The sequence below is a fragment of the Paraoerskovia marina DSM 21750 genome (assembly GCF_000701465.1).
GTDB lineage: Bacteria > Actinomycetota > Actinomycetes > Actinomycetales > Cellulomonadaceae > Paraoerskovia > Paraoerskovia marina.
The window spans coordinates 73,824-86,698 of the sequence record NZ_KL370783.1 but is presented as its reverse complement, the minus strand read 5'-3'; the positions used below and the strand labels follow the sequence as shown (position 1 = coordinate 86,698).

At 71.3% G+C, this 12,875-nt stretch carries 11 protein-coding genes; 8 read left to right on the top strand and 3 right to left on the bottom strand.

Translation table 11 applies throughout. The annotated features are described in order from the left end of the window. Positions 1-18: 18 nt before the first annotated feature. Genes Q343_RS0112900 through Q343_RS0112890 form a run of 3 tightly spaced genes read right to left on the bottom strand, consistent with a single transcriptional unit; the run spans position 19 to position 2,935 of the window. Positions 19-969 (bottom strand): sugar kinase, encoded by a 951-nt coding sequence (locus Q343_RS0112900; RefSeq protein WP_029253977.1) that lies wholly within the window; start codon positions 967-969, stop codon positions 19-21. Next, on the bottom strand, positions 966-1,823 hold the full coding sequence (locus Q343_RS0112895) for a fumarylacetoacetate hydrolase family protein (RefSeq protein WP_029253976.1): 858 nt from the start codon (positions 1,821-1,823) through the stop codon (positions 966-968). Before Q343_RS0112895 ends, Q343_RS0112900 begins: the two co-directional genes overlap by 4 nt. Then, the gene (locus Q343_RS0112890) at positions 1,820-2,935 is read right to left on the bottom strand and encodes a LacI family DNA-binding transcriptional regulator (protein WP_052367229.1); all 1,116 of its coding nucleotides are present in this window, start codon (positions 2,933-2,935) and stop codon (positions 1,820-1,822) included. Before Q343_RS0112890 ends, Q343_RS0112895 begins: the two co-directional genes overlap by 4 nt. A gap of 251 nt (positions 2,936-3,186) precedes the next feature. On the opposite strand from Q343_RS0112890, the gene Q343_RS0112885 reads away from it, so the two are divergent. The 8 genes from Q343_RS0112885 to Q343_RS0112850 all read left to right on the top strand — a co-directional run bounded on the left by Q343_RS0112885 (position 3,187) and on the right by Q343_RS0112850 (position 12,870). Beyond that, complete coding sequence (locus Q343_RS0112885; protein ID WP_172828989.1) at positions 3,187-4,497, top strand: extracellular solute-binding protein; 1,311 nt, start codon at positions 3,187-3,189, stop codon at positions 4,495-4,497. A gap of 69 nt (positions 4,498-4,566) precedes the next feature. Beyond that, a complete protein-coding gene (locus Q343_RS0112880) occupies positions 4,567-5,526 on the top strand; it encodes a carbohydrate ABC transporter permease (RefSeq protein ID WP_029253973.1) in 960 nt (319 codons plus the stop codon). Continuing rightward, complete coding sequence (locus Q343_RS0112875; RefSeq protein WP_081829840.1) at positions 5,526-6,470, top strand: carbohydrate ABC transporter permease; 945 nt, start codon at positions 5,526-5,528, stop codon at positions 6,468-6,470. The genes Q343_RS0112880 and Q343_RS0112875 overlap by 1 nt, the downstream gene beginning before the upstream one ends. Before the next feature lie 38 nt (positions 6,471-6,508). Further along, positions 6,509-7,273: an SDR family oxidoreductase gene (locus Q343_RS0112870; protein ID WP_029253971.1), complete on the top strand. Its 765-nt coding sequence runs from the start codon at positions 6,509-6,511 to the stop codon at positions 7,271-7,273. Then, positions 7,270-9,042, top strand: coding sequence for a heparinase II/III domain-containing protein (locus tag Q343_RS0112865; protein ID WP_029253970.1), 1,773 nt, complete (start codon positions 7,270-7,272; stop codon positions 9,040-9,042). The genes Q343_RS0112870 and Q343_RS0112865 overlap by 4 nt, the downstream gene beginning before the upstream one ends. Then, positions 9,039-10,994: a DUF4962 domain-containing protein gene (locus Q343_RS0112860; protein ID WP_081829839.1), complete on the top strand. Its 1,956-nt coding sequence runs from the start codon at positions 9,039-9,041 to the stop codon at positions 10,992-10,994. The genes Q343_RS0112865 and Q343_RS0112860 overlap by 4 nt, the downstream gene beginning before the upstream one ends. Before the next feature lie 11 nt (positions 10,995-11,005). Further along, complete coding sequence (locus Q343_RS14670; protein ID WP_052367227.1) at positions 11,006-11,674, top strand: DUF624 domain-containing protein; 669 nt, start codon at positions 11,006-11,008, stop codon at positions 11,672-11,674. After that, the gene (locus tag Q343_RS0112850) at positions 11,671-12,870 is read left to right on the top strand and encodes an MFS transporter (protein ID WP_029253967.1); all 1,200 of its coding nucleotides are present in this window, start codon (positions 11,671-11,673) and stop codon (positions 12,868-12,870) included. The genes Q343_RS14670 and Q343_RS0112850 overlap by 4 nt, the downstream gene beginning before the upstream one ends. Positions 12,871-12,875 lie beyond the last annotated feature (5 nt).

Below are 12,875 nucleotides of genomic sequence, written 5' to 3'. Positions count from 1 at the left end.
CGTCAGCGGCTCAGCGCCTCATCGGCTGACGGGTTCGGGGTCCAGGAGCCGTGCGATCTCGCGACGGCGCGGAAGGACCTCCCAGTCCCCGTCGCCCGTGCAGGCGTACGCCCCGACGGCGACGGCGGTGCCGAGCGCCGTCGCGGCGTCCTGGCCGTCGACGACGTCCGCGAGGTAGCCGGCGACGAACGCGTCCCCGGCCCCGATGGTGTCGCGCACGGTGACGGGCACCGCGGGGCGTTCGTGCGTGCCGCCGGGCCCGCTGCTCAGGGCACCGTCCGCCCCGCGCTTGACGACGGCGGTCCCGGCGCCGAGGTCGAGAAGCCGTCGGGCGTAGGTGCGCGCGTCGGGGGCGCTCCCGACGGCGATCGCCGCCTCGTCCTCGCCGGCGAACACGAGCGTGCACAGGGGGAGGATCTCCCGGTAGAGCGCGCGGGCGTCGTCGGGCGACCAGAGGCCCGCCCGGTAGTTGAGGTCGAACGAGACGGGGACCCCGGACCCGGCGGCGAGTGCGGCGACCTGCAGGGTCAGGGCGCGGGCGGACGGGGAGAGCGCCGCCGTGATGCCCGTGAGGTGGACCAGTGCCGCCCCGGTCACGGCCTCGTCGGGCACGTCTCCGGGGGCGAGGCGCGATCCCGCGCTCGCCTGGCGGTAGTACCAGACGCGGGTCTCCATGGTGGAGCGTCGCTCCTTGAGCATCAGGCCGGTCGGTGCGTAGAGGTCGCGCAGACAGGTGGTCTGCACACCCTCGCCGAGGAGCAGTCGTTCGACGAGGTCGCCCGCGGAGTCGTCGCCGACGCGGCCGACCCAGTGGGCGGCGGTCCCGAGGCGGCGGAGGCCGATCGCGACGTTGCTCTCCGCGCCGCCCATCCCGAGCGACATCGGCGTGCCCTGCTGGAGGGGCTCGTGGCGTGTCCCGGCGACGAGCACCATCGTCTCGCCGACAGTCAGGACGGGTGCCGTGCTCATCGTGGGGGGACGACGAGCTGGCGCTGGGTGCCGAGGCGGTCGATCGCGAGGGTCATGACCTGGCCGGGCTGGATCCAGGCGGGGTCGGCCATCCCGGCCGCGACGCCTGGGGGCGTGCCCGTGTTGACGAGGTCGCCCGGCTCGAGCACCAGGAACTGGCTGAGGTGCACGAGGATCTCGTAGGGGTCGAGCACCATGGTCGCGGTGCTGCCGCGCTGGCGGCGCTCGCCGTCGACGTCGAGCCGCATCGACAGGGCGCCGACGTCGGGGATCTCGTCGGGGGTGACCAGCCAGGGTCCGCAGGGGTTGAACGTCTCGGCGGACTTTCCCTTGAGGGTCTGGCCGCCGCACTCGTCCTGGAAGCGGCGCTCGCTCATGTCGTTGCAGATCGTGAATCCCGCGACGTGCCGACGCGCCTCCTCCACGGACTCGAGGTAGGACGTGCGGCGTCCGACGACGAACGCGAGCTCGACCTCGCCGTCGAGCCGGCTGAATCCGCGGGGTGCGCGGACGTCGTCGTCGGGGCCGACGAGGCTGTTCGGCGACTTGGTGAAGACCAGGGGCTGGTCCGGGACCGGGGCGCCGATCTCGGCGGCGTGGTCGCTGTAGTTGAGGCCGACGCAGAGGATCTGGTGGGGCCGAGCGATCGGCGGGCCGATCCGCGTGGTTCCCAGCGGGTGCACGGCACCGGCGGCCACCCGTGCCGCGACGTCGAACCGCAGGCGCCGCGTGCCGGCCGCGAAGAAGGCCGCGTCGTAGTCGTCGACGAGGTCGCCGACGTCGACGTACGAGTCGTCGGTGACCATGACCACGGGGCGTTCCCGGCCGGGCGGCCCGAGGCGTGCGAGCCTCACCGCTGCTCCGCCCGGGTCAGCGCCTGCTTCCCCTCGACGCTTTCCTCGACGCTCTCGGTGGCGGCCGCACCCTCGACGGCGGAGGTCGACTGCCGGACGACGAGCTCGGGGCGCAGCAGCACGGAGCGTCCGTCCTCGCTCTCGGACGGGTCCTTGAGCACCTCGGTGATGGCCAGCCCGGCCATGCGCGCGATCGGCTGGCGGACGGTGGTCAGCGGCGGGTCGTAGAGGTCGGCGAGGATGATGTCGTCGAACCCGACCACGGAGACGTCGACCCCGACCTCGAGGCCACGGTCGCGCAGTCCTCGGCAGAACCCGAGCGCCGTCATGTCGTTGATGGCGACGACGCCGGTGGGCGGTTCCTGGGTGCCGTCGAACAGGTCGAGGGCGGCACGGCGTCCGACCTGGGCCGACTCGACGTCGCCGAACGGCACCTCCTCCATCCCGGTCCACATCGGCATCGTCGCGGGGTCCAGGTCGACGGCCTCGAGGGCGGTGCAGAAGCCCCGGAACCGGCCGGTGCGGTTGATCGACGCGATCGAGCCGGAGACGAACGCGAGCTTCTTGTGCCCGAGGTCGGTCAGGTGCGACGTCGCGATGAAGCCGCCGACGTGGTTGTTGATGCTGATGCTGACCACGGAGGCCGGGTCGTCGGCCTGGGCGGGGCGGTCGAAGGTGACCAGGCGCAGCCCGCGGTCGATCAGGTCGGCGAGGTGGTCGAGCGAGGGGAGCGAGGTGCACAGGACGACGCCCCGCACACCGTCCTCCCAGAGCTCCTCGACGTACCGGCGCTCGCGCTCGGGGTCGCGCTCGCTGTTGCACAGCAGGACGTTGCAGCCCGCGGCGAGGGCCGCGACCTCGAGCTCGCGGGCGAACGCTCCCCAGAAGGGGTTGCCGACCGAGGGGACGATCAGGCCGATCGTCTGCGTCTGGCCGGTGCGCAGCTGGCGGGCGGCTCGGTTGGGCCGGTACCCGAGGTCGGCGATGGCGCTGGCGATCCGTTCGCGGGTCGCGGGGACCATACGATTGGTCCGACCGTTGAGGTAGTTGGAGACGCTGCTGGGCGAGACGCCGGCCGCGGCCGCCACCTGCTGGATCGTCACGCGGGCCACGGTGCCCCTCCTTGTCGACGGTTCGGTCGCACGACACGACCTAGTGCAACGTTATATCACGCAGAAGGCCGTCGATCCGGGGTGGTCGCGCTCCCACGATGAATTCCGTGAGCATTTCGTGACATGACAGCGGTTGACGGGGCGAGAATCTGGTGCGTACCTTGGTGCATCGTTACACCAGACCAACGGTGGAGGCCGATCACCGGCCATGGCAACGCAGCCGCACCGTCGACGAGCACGGAGGATCAATGATGATCAGGAACAGCCCTACCCGGGTCAGGGTCGGCGCGATCAGCGCCGTGGCAGCACTCGCACTCGGACTCTCGGCCTGTGGGTCCGAGTCCGACTCGTCCGCCGCGACGACGTCCGACCCGGACGAGGTCACCGGTGACATCACCCTGCTGACCCCGATCTTCGAGGGGACCGAGGGGCAGAAGCTCCTGGAGGACGAGCTGCTCCCGCAGTTCTACGAGGAGTACCCGAACGTCAGCGTCTCGGTGGACTACACCACCTACGGAAACCTGAACGAGAAGCTGACGACGGCGGCCGTCTCCGGTGCTGTCCCCGACGTCATGCTCATGGGTGTCGGCTGGATCGAGGGCTTCGCGGACCGCGGCCTGATCGCTGACCTCAGCGAGCTCGGGCTCACCGAGGAGAAGCTCCTCGAGTCCTACACGCCGGCGATCGTCGACGCGGGCACCTGGAACGACGGCGTCTACGCCGTGCCGATCATGCTCGACACCCGGTTCGGCGTCGCCCGCATGGACCTGCTCGAGGAGGCCGGCTACGACAGCCCGCCGCAGAACTGGGACGAGCTCGTCGAGATGTCCAAGGCCCTGACGGTCCGCGACAGCGACGGCACGCTCGAGCGCGCCGGATTCGACATGCTCTCGCTGGACTCGCGCCAGGCCTTCGAGACGATGCTCTTCTCGGCCGGCGGCGACCTCTTCAACGAGGACGACACCGCCCCGACGTTCAACGAGGACCCGGGCGTCGACGCGCTCCAGCTCATGTCCGACCTCATCAACGTCCACGAGGTCGAGGAGATCGGCTTCTCCTCGCCCGACGCCGCGGTGAACCCGCTCCTCAACGGCCGCGCGGCCATGGGGATCGCCCACAACAACCTGTGGACCCAGGGCCTGGAGGCGGCGCCCGAGGTGCTGGACGACCTCGAGCCGTTCGTGATCCAGGGCGAGGGCGAGGGCATGTTCTTCGGCGGCACGCTCGCCACCCGCTCCGCGACGTCGCAGAGCCCCGAGGCCGCCCAGGCGTTCCTCGAGTTCCTGGCGAGCCCCGGCCCGGCACTGGCGGCCAACGAGCAGCGCGGCAACGTGCCGGCTCTCAGCGAGCTCCTCGACAGCGAGTACGTGCAGTCCAACGGGTTCGTGCAGTTCGCGATGGAGAACCTGGACGTCGCCAAGCGTGAGGGCGGCCCCGCCGAGTGGCTCGAGGTCCGTGGTGACTTCGCACCCGCCGTCGAGGCGACGCTGCTCGACCAGATGAGCGCTGAGGACTCCCTCAACGACCTCGCCGGGCTCGTCCAGACGGCAATCGACCGCTAGTCCGATCCGACGACGCGCCCGGGTCGCACCGACGCGGCCCGGGCGCACCGTCCGGAACGAGGGAGAACCATGACCAGTACCGAGACCTCTCCGCCGAGGGAGGACACACGCCCCGAGGCGGCGCGTGGCGGCCCCTCCGGCCCTCCTCGCCAGCGCAAGTACTCCGCGTCCGAGCGCAAGCTGCGCCGCACCGGCTGGCTGATGGTGACGCCGTCCCTGCTCCACATCGGCCTGTGGACGGCGATCCCCGTCATCGCGACCTTCGCGCTCGGGTTCACCGACTACAACGTCTTCTCACCACCGCGGTGGATCGGTCTCGACAACTACGTCGAGATCGTCCAGGACCCCGTCTTCCTCAAGGCGACGTGGAACACGATCTCGTACACGTTCTGGACCGTGCCCGTCTCGATGATGCTCGCCATGATCATCGCGGTGGCGCTCAACCAGGGTCTCAAGCTCCAGAAGTGGTACCGGACCGCGTTCTTCCTGCCCCAGGTCACCGCCACCGTCGCGATCGCGATGGTCTGGCTGTGGATCTTCAACCCCCAGCAGGGTCTGCTCAACGCCTTCCTGGCGATCTTCGGCATTCCGGGCCAGGCGTGGCTCGCCGATCCGGACTGGGCCCTGTGGGCCGTCATCCTCGTCGGTGCGTGGCAGGGCATCGGCATCAAGATGCTGATCTACATCGCCGCGCTGCAGAACGTCGACGAGAGCCTGTACGAGGCCGCCTCGATGGACGGGGCCTCCTCGGTCCGCAAGTTCTTCGCCATCACCGTCCCGATGCTCAAGCCGGCGACGTTCTTCGTCCTCGTGATCTCCGTGATCAACGCCTTCCAGGTGTTCGACCAGATCTACGTCCTGACCGACGGCGGGCCGGCGAACGCCACCACGATGATGACCTACGAGGTCTATCGCTCCGCTTTCCAGGAGTTCCGGATGGGGATGGCCTCGGCGCAGTCCGTCGTCCTGTTCATCTTCCTCCTGGTCATTACCCTCGGCGGCCGCCGTGCGACCCGAGAGGACCACTGATGGCTCTGACCACGCCCCGGACCACCCAGAACCCGCCGCTGGCGGCGGTCGTCGGGAAGACCCCGCCGCGTCAGCACCGGCCCAACGCGCGCAGCCGCAACAAGGTCATCCTGAACGTGGCTCTCGCGCTCGGCTCGCTCACCATGGTGATCCCGTTCATCTGGATGATCTTCACCTCCGTGGAGTCCCCGGCGGAGCTCGCACAGTTCCCGCCGACCTTCTTCCCGCAGGAATGGCACTGGTCGAACTACAGCGAGGCGCTCGACGCCGCGCCGTTCGACGTCTACTTCCGCAACAGCTTCATCATCGCCACGGGCCACACCCTGATCACCTTGGTCCTCGGGTCGATGGCGGGCTACTCCCTGGCCCGCATCCGGTTCCGCGGACGCGAGATCGTCTTCATCTCGCTCGTCGCGATGCTGATGATCCCGACGTACACCAAGATCGTCCCGCAGTTCCTGATCGTGAAGTTCATGCCGTTGTTCGGCGGCAACGACATCCTCGGGCAGGGCGGGACCGGCTGGCTCAACACGTGGTGGGCGCTGCTGATCCCCGGCGGCCTGAGTGCGACGTCGATCTTCCTGTTCCGGCAGTTCTACCTCTCGCTCCCCAAGGAGCTCGAGGAGGCCGCGCGACTCGACGGGCTGAGCGAGTTCCGGATCTTCGCGCAGATCTACACGCCGCTGATCAAGCCGGCCATCGCGACCGTCGGGCTGCTCACCTTCCAGGAGAGCTGGAACAACTTCCTGTGGCCTCTCCTGGTCACCACCAGCGACGAGCTGCGCGTGATCCAGGTCGGGCTCGCCGTCTTCCAGCAGCTCGACAACACCTCGTGGCACTACCTGATGGCAGGGACGACGCTGGCGACCGTTCCGATGGTCCTGCTGTTCGTCTTCGCCCAGAAGTACTTCATCCAGGGGTTCACGAACGCGGGCATCAAGTGACCCGCGCCGCACACCCCCACCCCGACGAAAGAGGAACCATGCAGAACGATCTCACCGGCCGCCGCGCGCTCGTCACCGGAGCCGGGCACGGCATCGGGGCGGCTCTCGCCCTCGGCCTCGCCCGGGCCGGCGCCGACGTCGCCGTCCACTACGCCAACAGCGCCCAGGGTGCCGAGGAGATCGCGGACCAGATCCGCGCCATCGGCTGCAAGAGCACGACGATCCAGGGCGACCTGACCGACTCGGCGTCGGCGACCGCCGTCGTCGAGGCCGCCGTCGAGTCGCTCGGCGGTCTCGACATCCTCGTGAACAACGCGGGCCACCTGGTGGGCCGCGCGACCGTGGGGGAGATGACCGACGAGCACTGGCACAAGGTCGTCGACGTCAACCTCTCCAGCCTCTTCTACGCCTCACGGGCCGCGATCCCGTTCCTGACGACGTCGACCTCCGGGCGCATCGTCACGATGGCCTCGCTCGCGGCCGAGAACGGCGGCGGTGCCGGGTCGGTGGCCTACGCCGCCGCGAAGGCCGGCGTGGTCGGCTTCACCCGTGGCCTGGCCAAGGAGCTGGCCGGTGACGGGATCACCGTCAACGCCCTCGCCCCCGGGTTCATCGGCGACACGCCCTTCCACAACACGTTCACGCCCGCCGCGGCGCAGGAGGGAATCGTCGCGGGGATCCCCCTGGGACGGGCCGGGACGGTCGAGGACGTGGCCGGGGTGACGACGTTCCTCGCCTCGGACGCCGCCGGGTACGTGACCGGCCAGGTCATCGACATCAACGGAGGACTCAACTTCCGATGAGCCTCGTCCCCCAGGCCCTCGGCGGGTGGTGGCACGACTACGTGTGCCCGACGCACGACGTCGAGCTGGCACGTTCCCCCGAGGGCGACCACCGGTGCCCGCGTGGCTGCGTCGTCGTCGGCGAGAAGATCGACGCCGCCGCGCTGGTCCTCGACCACCAGGCCGCGGCCCGCACGGTGCGCCTCCTCGCGCACCGTGCGGCCCGGACGGGTGACGTCGCGGCCCGCGAGCAGGCCGTCGCGATGCTCGGCGAGTACGCCGACGTCTACGACGAGGCGGTCTCCTCCGGGTGGAGCGGGGCCAGCGAGTCCTGGATGCTGCGCGGCAAACTGTTCGCCCAGGCACTGACCGAGGCGCAGTGGGCGGTCCAGGTCGCCGACGCGGTGATCGTGCTCGGGGCCGACGGCCTCGCGCCCGGCGTCCCGACGATGCTCCGGTCGCTGCTGGAGACGGTCGACGACGCCCGCACGGTCCTGGTGGACGAGCGCGACGACGCGCGCAGCAACTACACCGCGTGGCTCGACGCCGCCGGGGCGCTCCTGGCACGGGCTCTCGTGGTCTGCGGTGAGCCCGTGCACGCGGGCCTGTGGGTCGAGCGCACCCTCGACCACCTTGACCTCGCCGTCGGCGACGACGGGTGGGAGTGGGAGGGCTCCACGTACTACCACCTGTTCGTCCTGCGGGCCTACCTGCTGGCCCTGCGCGACGTGAAGCCGACCGACCTCCCTCAGGCGTCGGTCGAGGCGCTCGCGGCGATGGTCCGGGTGCTCGCCGAGGTCGCGGCACCCGACGGGCGGCTCCCGTCGCTGCACGACGGCCCGTACGACCGTGCACCGATGCACCGCGAGGTCCTCGAGATCGCCGCGCTCTCGCGGGGTCTGCTCACGCCGACCGGCCTGGACACCGTCGAGCGGTACGCCCGCGAGCGCCTCGGCGTCGACGACGACGGGCTCGAGCTCGGCCTGGACGGCTGGTTCGCGGGGCCGCCGGTCCCGACCAAGGCGCCGACGCGGGGGAGCGTGCTGTTCCCCGACGTCGGGTACGCCGTGCTGCGTGACGGGCGCGACCGGTTGCAGGCGGTGCTCGACGCGGGCCCGCACGGCGGCGCGCACGGGCATCTCGACAAGTTGGCCGTCTACCTGTACGGCGCGGACGCGTGGCAGCCCGCTCCCGGGGTGCCGCCGTACGCGAGCCGCCTGCGGCGCGGTCACTATGCGCGGACCGTCGCCCACCCCACGGTCCGGGTGGACGGGTACGACCAGCGCGAGACGTCGGGACAGATCCTCGAGTGGGACGCGGCGCGCGGCCGGGTCACGGCCTCGGCGGAGCCGTTCGTCGGGGTGCGAGTGCGCCGCTCCCTGGTGATGGGTGACGGCGTCCTCGCGGACGTGGTCACGGTCACCTGCACCGACGGCGTGCCCCACGACATCTCGTTGGGTCTGCGGCCGGCGGTCGGTCTGGACGTCCGGACGGTGCCCCAGGGTGCGGTCTCGACGTGGCAGGGCGACGGGGCCCGACTGCACGGCGTGCACGTCTCGTCCGTGCCGGCCGTGATGCAGGCCGGACCGGGCCGGGGGCCGTCGCACGACCCGGCGGCCCCGCAGCACGTGGCCGACTGGACGGTGCACGCCGAGCGTGTCGTCCTCGCCTCCCTGTACGTCCTGGACGACCAGGAGCCCGACGTCAGCGTCACCTTCGCCCCTGCGGGCACGACCACCTTCCACCTGCGCGCTCGCGACGGCGCGACCACGATCGAGGTAACCCCATGACCCACCCCCTGCTCATCGCCGACCGCGAGGAGACCCTGCGTGCCGAGCTGAAGGGCGCGCGTGCGCCCCAGATGCGGCGCCTCGTCGACGAGTGCGAGCGGTACACGCAGCTCGTCCTGCCCGAGGAGCACCCGCTCGCGTCGATCACGTACCTGGGCGCGGGGGCCGCGAACCTGGCTCTCGCCCACCGGCTCACGGGCCAGGAGCACTACCTGACCGAGCTGCGGCGCTGGCTGGTGCCGGCCGTCTCGTTCCCGCACTGGGGCCGGGCGAACATGCCGGACCACGACCTCGACGCCGGCTGGCTCCTGCACGGGCTCTCGCTCGCCTACTCGTGGGCGGGCGGGGCGCTCGACGAGACGGAGCGGGCGGCGCTGCGCGACAAGTTGCTGCTGCAGGGGCGGCGGATGTACGAGTTCGCCGTCGAGTCCGAGGGTGGCTGGTGGTCGTCGTCGTACTGGCAGAACCACAACTGGATCTGCTACGCCGGGCTCGCCACCGCGGGGTACGCGCTGCAGGACGAGTTCCCCGAGGCCCGGGCGTGGACCGAGCGCGCCAAGGAGAACTTCGCGACGGTCCTGGAGATGCTGCCCGAGGACGGCTCGAACAACGAGGGCGTCGTCTACTGGCGCTACGGCGTCCCGTGGCTCGTGACGTACCTCGACGTGCTGAAGTCCGAGGAGGGCATCGACTGGTTCGCGACGAGCGACTACCTGCGCGAGACCTTCTGGTTCCGCCTGTACCAGGCCGCCCCCGACCTCGAGCGGATCGTCGACCACGGCGACTGCCACGACCGTCGCAGCGGGCACCCGGTCGCGATGTACTACAAGCTGGCCGCCGAGTACCGGATCCCGCAGTGCCAGTGGTTGGCTGACAAGGTCGCCGACGAGTTCTTCTGGCGCGAGGCCTACGAGAGCGGCGTGCGCCCGGGCGTCCGGGCCGAGGCCTACCAGGAGCTGCTCTGGTTCGACCCCACCGCTCCCGTCGAGGGACCGCAGGACCTGCCGACGAGCCGGTACTTCGAGGACCTGGGTCTCGTCGTCGGCCGTACCTCCTGGGACGACGACGCGGTGCTGCTGTCGTTCAAGGCCTCCCCGGGCGGCGGGCACAAGGCGTGGACGACGTCGCACCGGATCAAGCGGGAGACGGGGTGGACGACGCTCAACGCGGGCCACCACCACCCGGACTCGGGCACGTTCGTGCTGATCGGGCACGGCGCGTACCTCGCCCTCGACGAGGGCTACTCCTCGCGCAAGCGCACCGAGCACCACAATGCCGTCCTCGTCGACGGCCACGGCTTCGTCAACGAGGACAGGTACCACGTCTTCGAGGAGCTGGCCGAGGAGTACGAGGCGCACATCGTCTCCGCGACCCTGCAGGACGGCTGGACGCACGCGGTCTCCGAGACCGCGGCGATGTACGACCGCGCGCTCGGCGTGACCCGCGCGCGGCGGCACGTCGTCCTCAGCCCCGGGGGCACGCTCGTCGTGGTCGACGACCTCCAGGCCACCGAGCCGCGCACGTGGACGGTGCTGCTGCAGACCCAGAACCCTGCCCGCCCCACGGGCGAGGGCCGCTGGATCGCGGAGGCCGGGACCGGTTCGATGCTCGTCACCGCCCTCGACGACGCGGCCACCACCGAGGTCGTCCCGACCCCGGTGCACGCGAACCCGACGTCCTCGACGCCGAGCCTCGCGATCGAGAAGGTGCAGCACACGCTGCGCCGCTCGAGCGAGCCGACCGCCGCCGCACGGTTCGTCAGCGTGCTCGAGCCGCGTTCCTGGGACGACACCGAACCCGCCGAGGTCTCCGCGACCGAGGTCGACGGCGTCGTGACCGTGACCGTGACACGCGACGGGGTGCGCGAGACCATGAACCTCGAGCTGGAGGCGACCTCGTTCTCCGGGCAGGTCGAGGCTCGGGACTCCGTCGGCAGCGGGTCGCGGGAGTGAGGACGGCGAGCGTGACCGCAGGGCAGACCCCCCGCCGGGCAGGTCGAGGCGCGGAGGGGTGGGAGGCCAAGACGCTGCGCGCCCTGGCCTACCCCGCCAACATCGTGCTCGGAGGCCTCGCAGCCACGCTGCTGGCGATCCCGGTGGTCACCGCACTGCCCGCGGCGGTCGCGCTCGCCCGTGCCCTGCACGCCTGGCGGGTCGACGGTGACGACGCGGTCTTCACCAACACCTTCCGCGAGTTCGGGGCCACGTGGCGCCGGACCCTGCCCACGGGTGCGGTGACGGCCGGTGCGGGTGCCCTCCTGCTGGTCGACGCGCTGTTCCTCGTGAGCAGGCTCGGCACCCCCGACGCCGGGTTTGCGGTGCTGGCCGCCGCGGCGGCCCTGCCCGTCGCCGTCGTGCTGGTGCTCGCATTCCTCGCGATCCCCGTCGCCGCCGCGCGCCACCGCGACGCGGACGCCGCGACGTGGCGGCGCGAGGCCGCCCGGCTCGTCGTCCTGCAGCCGGTGCGCTCCGCCGTCGTGCTGGTCCTCTCCACGGGGCTCGTCGCCACCTGCATGCTCCTGCCGACGATGCTCCCGTTCCTCGCGTTCTCGGTGCCCGGCTACCTGGCCCTCGCCACGTGGCAGACCGAGGGCGGGGCGTCCGGCGGCGGGCCGCAGGACGCGACGGAGTGAGGGACCGCCGCCTCCGCACGCCCCGGACCCCGCGCGAGCGGGCCCTGTGGGTGCTGTACGCCGACACGCTCACCATGGCCGTCGGCTTCTACATGCTCGTCCCGCTGCTGGCCTACCACTTCCTCCAGGACCTCGGCCTCACGGTCGCCGTGGTCGGTGCGCTGACGGCCCTGCGGTCCGCCGCGCAGAACGGCATGATGCCGTTCTCCGGGTGGGCCGCCGACCGGATCGGGTACCGCCGCGCGATCGCCGGGGGAGTCCTGGTCCGGGCCCTCGGGTTCGTCGTCCTCGGCTCCGGCGGCTCCGTCCCCGTCCTCGTCGTCGGCTCCGTGCTCGCCGGGCTCGGCGGGGCGCTGTTCCACCCCGCCAGCTATGCGGCGTACGCGGCGCTCGCGGGCGAGGACGACCGCGTCCGGGTCTACGCCACCCGGGAGCTGATCTCGAACGTCGGGTTCATCCTCGGCCCGATGGTCGGTGGCCTGCTCGCCGGGCTCGACTTCCGGTGGGTCGCCTACGGCTCGGCCGGGCTCTTCGCGACGGCGTTCGTCCTGACCGTCCTCGGCCTGCCGGCCGCCCTCACAGGGCCTGCGACCGAGCCCACCCGGTTCGGTGCCGCGCTCAAGGACCGGCGGTTCGTGCGCTACTGCGTGCTCGCGAGCGGCCTCTGGCTGCTCGTCTCCCAGCTCTACCTGGTGGTGCCCGTCCGGGCCGCCGACGTCCTGCCCGGGCCCGCCGGCGTGGGACTCGTCTACACGGCCGCCGCCGTCTTCATGGTTCTCGTGATGCTGCCGCTGACCGGGTTCGCGTCCCGCCACCTCCCGCCCCGGGCGATCCTCGCCACGGGCGCACTTGCCCTCGGGACCGGTGTCGCGGTCATGGGGCTGTGGGGCAACCTCGCCGGGCTGCTCGCCGGGATCGGGGTCTTCACCATCGGCCAGATGCTCTCCCAGCCCGTGATGAACGCCGTCGTCTCGGACTTCGCGGGGACGACGTCGGTCGCGTCCTACTTCGGCGTCCTCGGGCTCGCGCAGGCCGTCGGAGGGATCCTCGGCAACCTCGCCGGCGGCTTCCTCTACACCGTCGCCCAGGGCGACGGCCCGGCCGCGAACCTCGTGTGGTTCTTCTTCCTCGGCTGGGGTCTGCTCATGGCCGTCCTCTTCCTGCGCTTCGGGCCACGGTCCGCGGCACCGGCCTGACGCCC